Genomic DNA, 13,349 nt, shown 5'->3' with positions numbered 1-13,349 from the left:
AGTTTAATATACCCACAATGCGGGCATAGCCGGCCAAGGCAATCCTTTTTATTCATATATTGCAATAATTATTAGTGATGCGTTTGCTGCTTTGTCAGCAGCGTATCTGTTTCTTAGTAACGGAAAATGTTGCGAGCATTTTCCGTTCTTGTTTTATAGCGCTACGTCATTTTCTTTCTTTTCATATATGCTGTTATTTTAGAATTGTTCGTTAATAGATGACTACATTGTTTTTATCGATCCGGTACCGGAAATTGCCAATAAGCTGCAACGCTTCCAGCACATCTTCCAGTTTATCATTTTCAAAGGTTCCATTGTAAAGCTGGCCATCTGTTTTTTTTCTTATAGCAATCTTCACATCATACCATCGCTCCAGAACGGGAACGATATGCTCTAGCTTTTCCTGGTCGAAAACAATCCGGTTTTTTGTCCATTCGGTTTCCGCCGCCATGGAATCGGTCCTGCTTACATGCACATCAAAAAGCTGTACTTCCGGTAATGGTTTTACCGGCTTATTCTTCACCTGTTTGTCCTCGTTTTGCACAACAATTTTTTCGTGCGGACTCAGGGTTATTTTCCCCGTTTTGCCGTTTTTTACCTGTACCTCAACAGAACCTCTGATCAGGACCGCTTCCGTATGTTGCTCGTTGTCATATGCTCTTACATTGAAAACGGTTCCCAACACTTTTACATCCAGGGTTTGGGTATGTACAATAAAGGGATGCGCTTTATCTTCCTTTACTTCAAAGAAGGCCTCGCCACTCAGAAACACATCCCGGTTCATATTGCCATAATCTTTGTGATAACTTAATCTCGAATCCGAATTCACCCAAACCTTTGTTCCGTCCGGAAGCACCAGGTTTGTTTTGGAACCCTTCTTTGTGGTAACAATATTTTCCGACCAGGATTCCGCTGGGGAAGTCGTTTTCCTGTACATGAAAAAAAATGTACTTCCAAGCGCAAGCAGCACTATGGCCGCCGCGGCCCATAACCGGTATTGTTTACGGCTGCCGCCGGCCAGCGGAGCAAGCGCCGGCTCTTTTGCCAATCGCTCATGGAACTGTGCAAGCGCCGATTCCACTTCTTTCTTGTCCAGATCATAGCTGATCCTGCTGCTGAATGCTTCGTGCAAACCATCAGCAATGAACTGGCCTTCCGCATCTGCTCTTAAAAGTTCCGTTAATTCTTTCTGCTCTGCAAGCGTTATGGCTCCAGCTTCTTTTTGCATTAAGAGATATTCCAGACGGTCCGGTTGCACAGAAAATGATCCTTTTATATAGGGACGCAATTCACTGCATAAAACCCCCAAAGGTTTAAAAAAAAATCAGGAAGATTTTTTCCGGCGTTCCCGGAAAGCGGCTTTTAAGGATTCCGTAAGCTTTTTAATAGCAATAGCCAGCTGATTTTCAACTGTTTTAGTGGATATTTCAAGCAGGGTGGCCACTTCTGCATATTTAAGCCCGTCTTCTTTTATCAGCTTAAAAATAAGCCGGCACCGGTCAGGCAATTCATTAATGGCCTTGTTGATCTGATCGAGTGTTTCCCGGCTGATCACTCTTGTTTCCTGGTTACTTAACTCAAAAGGCAGATGCTCTCCCGCTTCCTGCAGGGAAATATTCCCTTTTTCGCGCTGATACCCGCTCGTGCGCATATAGCTTATCACAGCGTGCTTTACTGCAACATACAGGTAATTGGAAATATTATTGATGGTACCAAGCATTTTCCTGTTGGACCACAGTTTCAACATTACATCCACACAGATCTCCTCCGCAACCGGTTTGTTTTTCAGGCAGGATTGCGCATAAGATAGCAATGCAGGATAAAACATCCTGAAAAGCTCATCAAATGCCTGCTCATCATTATTTTCGGCAATTGCAGCTATCAAATATGGTAAACGATTATTCTGCATCCCTGTTAAAGCAATTCATCCTGGTTTTCATAAACCGGGCAATGCCGGTTCGGATCCATTTCTATAGCCTGCAAAATAATAAATAAAGCGGAGTTCAATACGTTTCTTTGTGTTGCGTCAACACATTGGGAGCCGGCTGCATTCATTGCAGTTCATTTTTTTACCGCAAGGGAGGTAATGAAATAAGCGTTCTATAACCGCTATTCTTCTAAACCCTGCAACATCTGTTCACCGCAGTCTTTTACCGGAAAGGAGAACGCAATGAGCTATAGCATTCGTCTGACTATTTTTGCACCTTGCGAATCCCTGCATTCATTACGGTTCCATCTAAACCGAAAAGGATATAGAGGGATGCTAAGATAGCAGATATTATCATCAGCGCTTTCTCCTTACCAAACCATCGTAATAACCGATTTCCCGGGAATTGTTACAGGTGCCCATGTATTTTTATAGCGGATATTAACAGTATACGGTGCACCGGCTTCGTTTAACGCGATCAATGCCTTTTTCCCGTCTGGCCTTAAGAACGCTATATTGGGCACCCCACCTTCCGCACTGCTTTCAATTCTTACGGAACCCGGAGGTACAAATTTGGAGGCATGTGCAATGATATAGTATGCAACATTCCGGGAAACGGATGAACCGTTGATGGTGAGCGCCCCCTTGCATTGCGTACAGCCTCCCGGTGTATGCGGCCCGTACGAGGGATCATTGGCCAGGTTCCATTCCAATGCTGTTTTGCTCCAGTTACGCATCGTGCCGATGATTACATTTTTTATATGCCATTGCAGATCGCCATCAAAATTGCCTTTTGACCCGGTCCATTGTTCCGTGAAATAAAGATTTTTTTGGGGGAACTCCCGGTGCAATCGGCCCATCGCCTCCACAGGTCCTGCATAAAGATGAAAGGCCGCACCATCTACATATTTAGCAGCTTCCGCATCTTTATAAATGATGGCCGGATAATCTGGCCGGTCGAGATTATGATCGTATATCACAATCTTTGTGCTTAATCCTGCTGCCCTGAATGCCGGCCCCAGGCTATTTTTTATAAAGTCCCGCTGCTCCTCTGCAGTCATATGCATGCTGGGATTATTACCGGGATGTAGCGGTTCGTTCTGCGGCGTAATGGCATCAATTGAAATTCCTTCGGCCTTCATCGCCTGGATGTATTTTACAAAATAAGTGGCGTAGGCTTCATAATATTCCGGCTTCAGTTTCCCGCCCTTGCTTTGGTGATTATCCTTCATCCATACCGGTGCGCTCCAGGGTGTTGCGATGATCTTTATGGATGGGTTAAGGGCAAGGATCGCTTTCAGTACGGGTATCAGCGCGTTTTTGTCGGGAGTTAAACTGAATTTTGATTGCGTCACATCGGTTTGTCCCTCCGGCAGATCGTTATAACTAAAAACTGATGCATCCAGGTCGGAAGCGCCCATACTGATGCGAAGATAACTAACCGCTATGGAGCGGGTATCTTTTGCAAACAGCTCTTTAAGCAGGTTCTTTTTGGAAGCCGCATCCATTTGATGAATGAGCTGTGCACTGCCCCCGGTGAGGGTATATCCAAACCCGTCGACGGTTTGATATGCGGTACGTTCATCTACATCCAGGTAAGGCCAGGCATTTTGTTCTGTTCCGAAGCGGATCTCTTTCCCCGTCTGCTTTTTGAGCAAAACGGTTTGATCTGCTTTTGTTAACCAGATTGCTGCATGCCCAACCGAAGCATGCGTCCGCTTTGCGCCCGGGTTTCCATTTTTATTACATTGTGCACCGAAGCCTGTAAGTGCCAGCAGGATACAACAATAGCAGACGATTTTCTTTTTCATCCACAATTTTAATAAAAAAAAGTACATAATTTTGTACAAATTTTTGTACCATGTTAGTAGCCAATATTTCTGAATTCAGAAAAAATCTTAAATCCTACATTGACAATGTATATGATAATAATGATACACTAATCGTAACCGGCAGTGGTAAAACCGTGGTGGTGATCTCTTTGGATGATTTTAACAGCTATGATGAAACGGAATACCTCACCAGCACTGATGCCAATAAGGCGATGATGTATAAAGCCAAAAAGGAAATTGAAAACGGTAACACAACAACACACACCTTAAAAGATCTTAAAAACATGATCAATGATTAGTTTTTCGCTAACCGCTATGGAACACCTACACCATTGGATTGCTGAAGACAGGAAAGTTGCTATCCGGATATTAGAACTGATTGAAGCAATCAACCGGCATCCTTTTACAGGTATCGGTAAACCAGAACCGTTAAAGGGAGACTTTAAGGGTTACTGGAGTCGCCGTATCACAGAAGAACATCGTCTTGTTTATAAAATCAATGAGGGGCAGCTTCTCATACATTCCTGCCGCTTTCATTACAGGAAGTAATTTTTAAAAGCACATGCCGTCTGTTCCCTGAATGATATCGATAAACCGTTGGGGCAATAGAAAAATGTTATGCCCGCCACTATAAATTCAGGAAAGGCTAAAATACAGACCTGGAGCAGTAATGCACGACTCCGGTCTGTATTTTATTTATTTTAAATTAGGGTTCAGATCAATCTGAGATTGCGGAACCGGCAGGTATGCATTATTTTGTGTAAAGCCGGGCAATGCGGTTGCGGCCTGGCCGGTTCGCATCAGGTCGTTGTATCGCTCTCCCCACCATTCGCAGGCAAATTCTGCACGACGCTCATCTAACACCTGAGTAAGCGTTACTCCTGTAATCGGGCTTAATTTTGCCCTAACTCTTACCAAATTAAAAGTGGCGTCTCCGTTTTGCCCTTTTCGCACTTTGGCTTCTGCATTTAACAGCAAGGCATCTGCATAGCGCAATACACGAACATTGTTGTTAGATCCATAACTTGTTCTTCCCGAGGTCATTTGATTAACAGGCAGGTACGCTTTCCCGTTAAAATAAATCTGGTTATTGGTGTTACCATAAACAACATCCCCGCTGGGTGTAGTGGAAGACGAATTTAAAAAACCTGAAGTATTGACCAATGCTGGGTTTCCGCAATTAAGCAGGGTTGTTTTTATCCGCACAGAATCGTTTCTGCTTTTTAAAAAATCTGCAATGATATTTGTAGGCGGTATAAATCCCCATCCGGAAATAGGACTTCCTTTCTGGTCTCCCCCGGGTCCCTGGAATGCAAAGAACTGATCGGGACTGACAGATGTTCCGCTTCCCGTTCCAAAATCAGAGTATTGCAGCTCAAAAAGAGATTCATCGCACAGTTTACCCGGTATTTTAAACAGGTTATAAAAATCGGGGAACAGGGTGCATTTACCACTATTGATAATTTGATCGGTAGTGGATATTACAATATCCCAATTGGCGTTTCCGTTATCATTACCCGCCAAATCCGCTGCAGCTTTTGCCTTTAAAAGTAATGCAGAATATTTTGTAACGGCTCCTACATGTATAGACTTATTGGGAACAGCATCCTCCAGGTTCGCAATACAGTAATCCATTTCAGACATTATAAAATTGCGCGCATCTGCAATAGAGCTGCGGGGTACTGACCCAACCGTACTATTATCCGTAATAATGGGCACATTGCCAAATACCCGGGAAGCAACCAGTAATGTAAACGCTCTTATAAACCGAACTTCTCCTTTGTATTGATTGTAAAGCTTTTGATTGGTGGCATCCCCGGAGGGGATATTTGCCCCAAATTTGTCCAATTCTGTCAACGCCTGGTTGCATTTCATGATCAGCCCGAAATAGTCATTCCAGCTATTTTCCAGGCCAAAAAAACTTTGCACGGCACCCAGGCTAAAATTTTTAATATCTGAAAGGCCTGCCTGATCCTGCGGGGTACTTCCCTTTGTAAAATCATCTCCACGCACGGCCCTTATTCCTAAATCGACCCAGTGTATCAGGCCGGGATTATTGCCACCAGCTAACCGGTAAAGACCGGATACCGGCTGGTACATATTTCCCAGTTGGGTATAATCCAACAGTTGTGCATCCTGCTGGTTTTCTGTAGGCCGGTCCAGGAACTTGGAACAACCGGTTAATATCAATAACGCACCAATAATTCCAATTATATATTTATTAATCGCTTTCATGCTTCAAAACTTTAATTGGTTAAAAATTAACTCTTACCCCAAGGCTGTACACAGCAGCAACCGGGTATACATTGTTGTCATACCCTGTATTGGCAAGATTGTCTCCTGATGCGGGCAGGCCCGGAGCAACGGTAGATGTATTTCTTAGTGCTGAAGGCTTGGGAGCGGTTATTTCCGGAGTAAATCCACTATACCTTGTAAAGATTAAAGGCCTGTCTGCAGTAGCATATACACGCATACGTACAGGGTTCTCCGATTTGCCTACTTCAAAATTGTACCCCAGCTGAATGTTCTGGATCCTGAAATAAGCACCGTTCTCTACAAAAAAGGAGTTTGCGGCATTACTCCAGCTGCCCCGGCTTGCCTCTGCCGATGGAAAACTATTGGTGGGGTTTGAGGTTGTCCACAGGCTGGTTACATATGCAGCATCTCCATTCATCACCGGGTACAGGGAGCGTTGCGCACGATTAAAATTTAAAATCTTATTGCCGCCTACACCTTGCGCCGCAATGCTCAGATCAAACTTTTTATAGCCCAGCCCGATATTTAAACCATAGGTGATTTTTGGCAGATAATTCCCCAGGTTAACCCGGTCATTAACAGGATCTATTAATCCGTCCCCATTCTGATCCTTAAACTTTAAAAATCCCGGTTTTATAGGACTGGCGGGGTTTTGTTTGTTATAGGCCGAAGCAACCGGGTCTGCATTAATTTCTGCCTGCGATTGATAAACACCAGTCATTTCGTATCCATAAAAATAATTGATCGGCTGGCCAACCTGGATACGGGTAGGAAACTCCTGCCTTCCGGTACGAATTCCCCCGGCAATGCCGGTAATTTCCAATACCCGGTTTTTTAAAGTAGATATGTTGCCACCGATATTGTAATTGAAATCGCCCACTTTATCTTTCCAGTTCAATGCCAGTTCCCATCCAGTATTTAATACGCTCGCCCAGTTACCATATTCCGAAACAGAGTTAAAATTGGCAACCGGCCGGTCAAACGCCATATCGTGGGTTACCCGGCGATACCAGTCTACAGATCCGTCTAGCTTATTGTTTAAAGCAGTGAAGTCTAAACCGGCATCCCATTCCTCAACCACTTCCCAGCGGGTTTGGGTAAAAAAAGGATTGACATTGTAACCCGGAATAAATGTACCATTCCCGGATCCGTAACTACCAAAAATTCCAGAGAAGTCATTGCCAACGGATGCCACAGGGTATCCTGGGTTGGGCCGTACCCCATCATTTCCCAGTTTACCCCAACTGCCGCGCAGTTTTAAAAGTGAAAATGCGTTTTGGTTTTTCAGAAAATTTTCCTGCGTTAATACCCAACCCAAACCTACTGAAGGAAAATACCCCCATTTTGTCTGATATTTTGAGCTTCCGTCTGCACGGAATGTTGCTGTTAAAAGATATTTATTCTGGTAGTCGTAGCTGGCCCTGGCAAAATAAGACAAACCGGTATTTCTGGTTCCGTCTTCATTATAGCCGGTCTGATACCGCGTACCTTGTGTGGCATACCAGTATTCCTCCACATTTGGAACACCATTCGCCATTACCCAGGTTTGCCTCCATCGCTCGTCTCTTGCTGACTGTCCTAAAAGTACCGTCCAGTGATGCCCGTTTTTTCCGTCTTTATAGGTGAGCAAATTATCCAGTACAAGATCGGTGTACCGGTCCTGTACGGAGGTCAATTGCGACAGATCCCTCTTTTGAAAATTGTCTACATAATATTGGGGATAGTAGTTAATCGTCTGATCTGATTCATACCGCTGGCTCAGCTGTGTACGAAAAATCAATTTGTTGCCAATGATATTCGCTTCAGCATAAAGCGTAGGTAATATCTGAAATCCTTTGATGCGGTTATAATAATAGTGGGCCGCAGCAACGGGATTTACATACACGCCGTTATTGTATCCGATTTGAGTGGGTGAAGCAAATTTGGTGGGGTTAGCAGCCTTATTACTCGAGTCGTATACTGGGTATAGCGGCGATGCATAGTATGCATTTGTAAATGCAGCATTATTGGGCGTATAATTCGTAGAATTATTATAATACGCTGTAAACCCAACCTTCAGCCAGGGAAATGCTTTTACCTCCATTTGGGTGCGTATATTATAACGGTTGTAGCTGTTTTTGGCATTAAGTATACCATCCTGATTCAGGTAACTGAGCCCCAGGGAATACGTTACCTTTTCGCTTCCTCCTGCCAGATCAATACTGCTGCTGTGCATGATCGCCTGTTTTCTTAAAATCTGGTCATACCAATCCGTATTGGTTGTTGGATTGGCAGCCGTTCCTCCATATTTGGTAAGCGCCTGATTCACCAGCGCCGAATCGCCCGGGTTTCCCACGCTATACTGCATCGCTGCATACTGCCTTGCATCTGCCATTTTAAGCACATTCGTCGGTACCTGAAGGCCCACATAGCCATTATAGGTAACCCGGGTTTTCATGTTCAACTTCCCTTTTTTTGTAGTAATAATTACTACACCATTTGCAGCCCGTACCCCGTAAATAGCAGCGGCTGAGGCATCTTTTAATACGCTCATATCCGCTATATCATTGGGGTTTAGAAAATCTATATTTGTTAAAAGCATCCCGTCAACGACATAAAGCGGATTTTCATTCATTGACGATCCAACACCGCGGATCCGAACGGTTGGAGAAGCACCGGGAGCACCGCTGGTTACTATCTGTACTCCCGGAGCTGCCCCCTGCAATGCTCCCATTACATTACTGGTCGTTCTTTTTGCCAGCTCTTCTGTATTGACGCTCGTTATAGGAGCTGTTAAATCCCGCTTAGTGGCCGTACCATATCCAATCACCACCACCTGGTCCATGATCTGCTGGGAGGCCTTCAGGGAAATTGTTACCTGTGCGGCTCCGTTTAATGGGTATTCCTGCGCATCGTAGCCTACCATCGAAAAAACCAATGTGCTGTTGGCGTCCGGAACGGAAAGCGTAAAAGCACCATCAGCATTGGTAATTGTTCCAATGGTGGTACCCTTCACCTGTACCGAAACGCCGGAAAGCGGAGCCCCGGAACTGTCTGTAACCTTGCCGGTAATAGTCAGCGCTTTTTTTGCCGACGGGTCTTCACGGATAACAATCAGGTTGTTCTCCATTTGCCGGAACGTCATATCTGTATAAAAAAGCAGTACAGGAAGGATTTCCTCAATGGTGGCCTCTTTTGCATTGAGGGTCACTTTTGATTTCAGCGCCGGCAGATCATTATTGTACAGGAATCGGTATGCCGTCTGTTCCTCAATGGTCCGCAATACTTCTGCAAGTGCTGTTTTCTTTACTTTTAAACTGATGCGTTGCTGTCCAAACCCATTGGCATGAATGTTCAGCGTAAAGAACAGCAGAAATAGCACCGTCAATTTCATAGCGAGAAAAACTTTTTTTGTGAAGAGGGGGAATAACCCCTGTTTTAAGCGTCTCATGTGATAAATATTGTCTTTTTAATAATATCACATGAAGCATTCGTTATCCAGTTTGCTTCATGTAAAGTTAACCGATCGTTATTTGATCCCGATTCCTTTTGCACAGCAAAAATTTACCGGGATGTGCTTATATAGATGTCTTTGTTCTCTATTTGATAACTAAACGCATTTGCAAGCTTTAACGCTTCGAGCGCCTGGACGATCGTTTCTTTTTCGAACGATCCGTTGAAATTCAATTTTTTTACGGCATCATCGGTAAAGTGAATGGACACATTATACCATTGCTCCAATTTATGGGCAAGGGTTACAAAATCATCTCCCCTGAACTCGAGCCGGTTGTACATCCAGGCGGTTTCCGTACGTGCCTCCACGGCTTTTGTACTGTCGATGGCTTCAATTTTCAGCGCCTCCTGAGGTTCGCCGGTAACCTGGTGCGTAGCAGCAACAGCATTAGGAATCATCAGCTTTTGATTTGGATACAGCAAAACCGGCTGAAAATTTGTTTTCCCATCGTGCTTGGTTACGCTGATGAGGCCGCGGTAAAGCACAGCGGTGGTCACATTTTCATTGGCATAGGCCTTTATATTAAAAGCCGTTCCCAGCACGCTTATATCGATATTACCCGCATGAACAATAAAGGGACTTTTGGCGCCTGTTGCCGTTTGTGCATGCACCACGTCAAAAAAGGCTTCTCCCTCCAGTTTTACTTCCCGGCTGCCGCCTTTAAAATCCGTTACAAAAAACAGGCGGGATCCCCCATTCAGCCACACGTTGCTTCCATCCGGTAACTGCAACTGCTTCCGGGCTCCTTTAGCGGTAGCCAGGGCCAGCTGGTAGTGCGGCGGCAGTTCCGGACCGCGTGCGGGCGCATGCACCCGCATGATGCCCCAGTACGCCAGTGCCACTACTGCTGCAGCGGCTGCACCATAGTAGTATAGCCGGCGCCGGACGTTCTTTGCACGGGGATGCAGCGATGAAATGGGGGATTCCGTTTGCTCCAGGAGTATCCGCACCTGCTCCGAATGATCATCATTTACCAGGTGACCACTGCTTTCTGATCGCCTCAGCAACTGATGCAGCAACTCATACTGCTGCTGCAATTCCGGATTTTTTGCAAGATATTCCTGCAGCTCCTGTTTTTCAGACGCCGACGCCTCTCCATAAATGGCGCGCGCCATCAGATTCCATATGAAATCATCATTTCTCATGTATAATAAGCAACCAGGTTGCCCATACTAATAAAGGACAGCAACCGGGGAACGATCTACTATACCGGGCACAAAAATTTTTACTTTTTTTTCAGGGCTGGTTTCTGACGCAGGTATTGAGCAACACCCAGCGCCTCACTGATGCGCCGCACGGCGGTTGCCATCTGCACATCGATGGTGTTTACGGATATATTTAAAATTTCGGCTACTTCTTTATAACGCAACCCATCCTCCCGTACCAGTTTAAAGATCATTTTACAACGGGGCGGCAGTTGCTCCACTGCATGGTTTACCCGGCGGAGCATTTCAGCGGTTACCACCTGTGTGAACGGATCGCCGTCAATGGCCGCCACCGACGTAGTGGTTTCATCCAACCCGGAAACGATCCATTCCCGGGCTTTTACAGCCAGCCGGTTCAACGACTGATTTTTTACCGCCACATATAAGTACACGGAAGGATTATGGATCTCTTTTAACCGGGCACGGTTCAACCACATCCGGGTAAATACATCTTCCACCACTTCATTGGCCGTATCGGGAAGCCGGACCAGCGACAGTGAAAAATGATAAAGCCGTTTATGGAACAAGCCGTACAAACGGGTAAATGCCCCTTCGTCTCCCTCAGCAATCCGCTCCCGCAACAGCGGCCATTCGTTTTCAATATGGTTGGGACTGTTAATTGTTTTTAAAAATTAGAACTGTAAAGGTAGCCTTTTCCTAACAATCGTTAGAAGCACTGCCTGACCTGTTATTTAAACAATTTCTAATAAGTAAACCGTTTGTGTAAGAATCATTCGCAGATCGCCCCCTTTTTCTTATGTTCTGTAAAGATTATTCAGTACACAACATTATAAATCAGGTATTTATTCGTTAATTTTGGGTGAAATAGCGTGATCGGTCCGTTTTTTTGCCGATCAAATGGATATATTTGTAATTTACGGCTCGATTTTTGAGACGCACCAACATTTTTTTTATCATGGCTTTAGGACAATCATTACAACAGAAGCTTTTACAGAAGCTATCCCCACAGCAAATCCAGTTAATGAAATTGCTGCAGGTGCCTACAGCCAACCTGGAAGAGCGCATCAAGGAGGAAATGGAGGAAAATCCGGCATTGGAGCTGGATGAGGGCAAGCACAGCGATGACGGGGAGCTGAAGGATGAATTTACAGACGGTTCCGACTCCCTGGAGGAACCGGAACGCACACAGGATGAATATGACACCATCGACGTAAGTGATTATGTGCATGAGGGCGATGATGATATTGCCGATTATAAAACCCGTGAAGATCATTACGGGGACGATGAAAACCGGCAATTGCCCATAAAAACGGAGACCAGCTTTTATGATACCCTGGAAAACCAGCTGGGATTGCTCTCGCTTTCAGACAAAGAGCACCAGATCGCGCAGCATATCATCGGAAGCATTGACGAAGACGGTTATCTGCGCCGTGATACCCCGGCCCTGGTAGATGACCTGGCCTTCCGTCAGAATATTGAAACCACCGCTGCGGAGGTAGAAAGCATTATTCAAAAGATCCAGCAGTTTGACCCCGCCGGTGTTGCGGCCCGGGATCTGACGGAATGCCTGTTGCTGCAACTCAGGCGCCAGAAACTGGAAGGAAAGGATGTAGACAAAGCGATCCTGGCCATTGAGAAATATTTCGACGAGTTCACCAAAAAGCATTACGAAAAGATACAGCGCGGACTGGGCCTTACGGAGGATGAATTAAAGGAGGTAATGCAGCAGATTGTAAAGCTGAACCCCAAACCCGGTGGCAATATCGGCGCTGTAAACAAAGCAGAAAGCTATGTGGTTCCCGACTTTTTCATTATGAACAATAACGGGAAGCTGGAACTGACCCTCAATAGCCGCAATGCGCCGGAACTGCGCATCAGCGAAGGTTACCGCGATATGATGAAGGAGTACGACCGAGGTTCTAAAAAGGACAAACAACAGAAGGAAGCCGTACTTTTCATCAAGCAAAAAATTGATGCCGCCAAATGGTTTATTGATGCCATCCGCCAACGCCAGCATACGTTGCTGGATACCATGTCTGCCATTATGGAGCACCAGGAAGAATTTTTCCTTACGGGTGATGAAACCACCATGCGCCCGATGATCCTGAAAGATATTGCGGAAAAGACCAACCTGGATATTTCTACCGTTAGCCGTGTAGCCAACAGCAAGTTTGTACAAACCGAGTTTGGCACTTACCGCTTAAAGTTTTTCTTCAGCGAATCGCTGAGTACCGATAGCGGCGAAGAAGTATCAACCCGCGAGGTAAAAAAGATCCTCACGGACCTGATCGAAAATGAAAGCAAAAAACATCCCTACAGCGACGAAAAGCTCACCGAACTGCTGCAGGAAAAAGGATATAATATTGCACGCCGAACAGTAGCCAAATACCGCGAACAACTCAATATTCCGGTAGCAAGGCTAAGAAAAGAGCTGGTATAACGCTCCGCATATTTTTGAACACAGGACCCAACAATCTAAAACATGCTGGCTGGATGGTTATGATTTGTAATATATGCTTTCGTAATACAAAAAAATATCACAAAATATTTATTACAAATCTGTAATCAGCCAAACTGTAATATTTTTTTTGATTACAATTTGGCTGATTACAGATGGCGCACCATCAGCTTCAAAATATATTTATTGGCCTGATATATGCCCCGGCTATAAGCAC

Annotated in this window: 10 protein-coding genes; 3 read left to right on the top strand and 7 right to left on the bottom strand. The window is 45.0% G+C overall.

All coding sequences use genetic code 11. The features are described 5' to 3' along the window. Positions 1-211 precede the first annotated feature (211 nt). From Q1V85_RS03925 to Q1V85_RS03915, 3 genes are all read right to left on the bottom strand, one after another. The gene (locus Q1V85_RS03925; RefSeq protein ID WP_300597652.1) at positions 212-1,228 is read right to left on the bottom strand and encodes a FecR family protein; all 1,017 of its coding nucleotides are present in this window, start codon (positions 1,226-1,228) and stop codon (positions 212-214) included. Between the two features lie 96 nt (positions 1,229-1,324). Continuing rightward, the gene (locus Q1V85_RS03920) at positions 1,325-1,885 is read right to left on the bottom strand and encodes an RNA polymerase sigma-70 factor (protein WP_300597650.1); all 561 of its coding nucleotides are present in this window, start codon (positions 1,883-1,885) and stop codon (positions 1,325-1,327) included. A 413-nt stretch (positions 1,886-2,298) separates the two neighbouring features. Next, positions 2,299-3,738, bottom strand: a complete 1,440-nt coding sequence (locus Q1V85_RS03915; protein WP_300597648.1) for a glycoside hydrolase family 30 beta sandwich domain-containing protein — start codon at positions 3,736-3,738, stop codon at positions 2,299-2,301. A gap of 50 nt (positions 3,739-3,788) precedes the next feature. Between Q1V85_RS03915 and Q1V85_RS03910 the strand changes: the two genes are divergently transcribed. After that, positions 3,789-4,058, top strand: coding sequence for a type II toxin-antitoxin system Phd/YefM family antitoxin (locus tag Q1V85_RS03910; protein WP_300597646.1), 270 nt, complete (start codon positions 3,789-3,791; stop codon positions 4,056-4,058). Beyond that, on the top strand, positions 4,051-4,308 hold the full coding sequence (locus Q1V85_RS03905; protein ID WP_300597644.1) for a Txe/YoeB family addiction module toxin: 258 nt from the start codon (positions 4,051-4,053) through the stop codon (positions 4,306-4,308). Before Q1V85_RS03910 ends, Q1V85_RS03905 begins: the two co-directional genes overlap by 8 nt. Before the next feature lie 147 nt (positions 4,309-4,455). On the opposite strand, the gene Q1V85_RS03900 is transcribed toward Q1V85_RS03905, so the two are convergent. The 4 genes from Q1V85_RS03900 to Q1V85_RS03885 form a co-directional block, all read right to left on the bottom strand. Further along, the gene (locus Q1V85_RS03900) at positions 4,456-5,994 is read right to left on the bottom strand and encodes a RagB/SusD family nutrient uptake outer membrane protein (protein WP_300597642.1); all 1,539 of its coding nucleotides are present in this window, start codon (positions 5,992-5,994) and stop codon (positions 4,456-4,458) included. Between the two features lie 19 nt (positions 5,995-6,013). After that, on the bottom strand, positions 6,014-9,388 hold the full coding sequence (locus Q1V85_RS03895; RefSeq protein ID WP_300597640.1) for a TonB-dependent receptor: 3,375 nt from the start codon (positions 9,386-9,388) through the stop codon (positions 6,014-6,016). Between the two features lie 170 nt (positions 9,389-9,558). Beyond that, positions 9,559-10,653, bottom strand: coding sequence for a FecR domain-containing protein (locus Q1V85_RS03890; protein ID WP_300597638.1), 1,095 nt, complete (start codon positions 10,651-10,653; stop codon positions 9,559-9,561). An 80-nt stretch (positions 10,654-10,733) separates the two neighbouring features. Further along, entirely contained in the window at positions 10,734-11,294 is a 561-nt protein-coding gene (locus Q1V85_RS03885) for an RNA polymerase sigma-70 factor (RefSeq protein ID WP_300597636.1), read from the bottom strand. Positions 11,295-11,629: 335 nt separating this feature from the next. Here Q1V85_RS03885 and rpoN point away from each other — a divergent pair, with 335 nt between their 5' ends. Beyond that, complete coding sequence (gene rpoN, locus Q1V85_RS03880) at positions 11,630-13,114, top strand: RNA polymerase factor sigma-54 (protein ID WP_300597634.1); 1,485 nt, start codon at positions 11,630-11,632, stop codon at positions 13,112-13,114. Positions 13,115-13,349: the final 235 nt, after the last annotated feature.

The organism is Niabella sp. (assembly GCF_030150205.1).
Classification (GTDB): Bacteria; Bacteroidota; Bacteroidia; order Chitinophagales; family Chitinophagaceae; genus Niabella.
This window is presented reverse-complemented; position numbering and strand designations above follow the sequence as displayed.